We start from the raw sequence: 2,177 nt of genomic DNA, 5'->3' as shown, positions 1-2,177 counted from the left end.
TATTACATTTGGGCTTTATTTTTACGAAAAATACTTAAAGTTTAGAACGCATCAACTAACTGAATTGCTGCACCAATATAAGTTGCTGGAGTTAATTCTTTGAGGCGTGCTTTTTCATCTTCTGGGATATCTAAGCTATCAATAAACTGTTGCATCGTTTGTTGATCAACTCGTTTGCCACGAGTTAATTCTTTTAATTTCTCATATGGTTTCTCAATCCCATAACGACGCATTACCGTTTGAATTGGTTCTGCAAGCACTTCCCAGTTTTGGTCTAATTCAGCACGTAAATGATCTTCATTTACTTCTAACTTGCTAATTCCTTTTAAAGTAGATGCATAAGCAATCAAACTATACCCTAAACCAACACCTAAATTACGTAATACGGTTGAATCTGTTAAATCTCGTTGCCAACGGGAAATTGGTAGCTTTTGTGCTAAATGTGCCATTACCGCATTAGCTACCCCTAAATTACCCTCTGAATTCTCAAAATCAATTGGATTCACTTTATGTGGCATCGTTGATGACCCAATTTCACCTGCAATCGTTTTTTGTTTGAAATGATTTAATGCGATATAGCCCCAAATATCACGATCAAAATCGATCATGATCGTATTAAAACGCATTACACAATCAAAATATTCTGCAATATAGTCGTGTGGTTCAATTTGTGTAGTATATGGATTCCAATCAATCCCTAAACTTTCCACAAATTGTTGACTAAATAAATGCCAGTCTAAGTTTGGATATGCCGATAAGTGTGCATTATAGTTACCTACCGCGCCATTAATCTTGCCGAGAATTTCAACTTTTTGTAGTTGTTGATATTGGCGTTGTAAACGATAAGCCACATTCACCATCTCTTTTCCTACAGTGGTTGGCGAAGCTGGCTGACCATGTGTACGAGAAAGCAATGGAATAGTTTTATAGGTTTCTGCTAAACGACTAATTTCCGCAATAATCTTCTTCCATTCAGGCAAAATAACCTCTTCTCGTGCTGTTTTTAACATTAATGCATGAGAAAGGTTGTTAATATCTTCCGAAGTACAAGCAAAATGGATAAATTCACTAATTGCTGCCAACTCAGGTAAAGATTGACATTTTTCTTTTAGAAAATACTCAACCGCTTTCACATCATGATTAGTTGTTGCTTCAATTTCCTTAATGCGTTGTGCATCCTGCACATCAAAATTAGCAATAATATCATTGAGGTAATCGATTGCTTTTTTTGATAAAAGAGGGATTTCAGAAATTGCACTGTTTTCCGCTAATTTTTGTAACCAACGAACTTCAACAGTCACACGAAAGCGTAATAAGCCAAACTCACTAAAAATAGAGCGTAAAGCATCTGTTTTACTTTGATAACGACCATCGAGTGGGGAAAGTGCAGTTAAAGCATTGAATTGCATGAAGAGTTACTCCGTTTATTAAAGGGATGAGTACAGTTGTTGAGCTGCTTGGATTAACTTACGACGTGAAAAAAGCAATTTCCATTTTGAACCGCCAACTTGACGCCATAATACAGCAGAGCGAATGCCCGCTAATAAGCAAGCTCGAATACGATTTTGAATTTCAGGTTGTTGTAAATATGTTGGAACACCTTTTACCTGAATTTTAGCCCCAAGAGGACTAATAATATCCACATAAATGCCAGCTAATACCGCTAACATAGAACTATCAGTTAAACCATCGTGAAATTCTAATTGAGTTGGTAAATATTGGATTCTATCAGCTAATTGCTGCTTCTTTTCGCCATTACTATTAAGTTTACTTTCTAAAGCAAGTAAACTTAACCAATAACGGCTTAATTCAGCATCTAATCTCCCATGCTGCCCATTAAGCTGTTCTAGTAATGTCGTTAATCCTAATTTTAAATTCTCTAAATTACCGCCATAAATATCAATAATCTCTTTTGGTTGAATGACCAATAAACTTTCTAACGTCACGAGTAAATCTTGTTCTGGCGTATTTCCTTGATGAGCTAATTGTTGAACTAACTTTGCAGACTGACACACGCCGGCTAAAGCTATTGCTAAATTCGCATAATCGACCATAAGGAGAAGAACCTTTCTTTATGTATTAAATTATTGATTTGAATATGAGGCAAAATAGGTGCAAGAATATAACACTGATCCTGCTTTTTTTAAAGCTATCTTCAGACTATATTGCGGAAAAAA

Annotated in this window: 2 protein-coding genes; both read right to left on the bottom strand. The window is 35.6% G+C overall.

The genetic code is table 11. The annotated features are described in order from the left end of the window. Positions 1–41: 41 nt before the first annotated feature. Positions 42–1,409 carry an adenylosuccinate lyase gene (gene purB / locus PF272_RS02140; RefSeq protein WP_271141436.1) on the bottom strand — a complete coding sequence of 456 codons (1,368 nt, stop codon included), beginning with the start codon at positions 1,407–1,409 and terminating at the stop codon, positions 42–44. 18 nt (positions 1,410–1,427) lie between these two features. Continuing rightward, positions 1,428–2,054 (bottom strand): high frequency lysogenization protein HflD, encoded by a 627-nt coding sequence (hflD, locus tag PF272_RS02135; protein WP_065234699.1) that lies wholly within the window; start codon positions 2,052–2,054, stop codon positions 1,428–1,430. Between the last annotated feature and the right edge of the window lie 123 nt (positions 2,055–2,177).

The organism is Gallibacterium faecale, from assembly GCF_027920745.1.
In the GTDB taxonomy this organism is placed as follows: Bacteria; Pseudomonadota; Gammaproteobacteria; order Enterobacterales; family Pasteurellaceae; genus Gallibacterium; species Gallibacterium faecale.
This window is presented reverse-complemented; position numbering and strand designations above follow the sequence as displayed.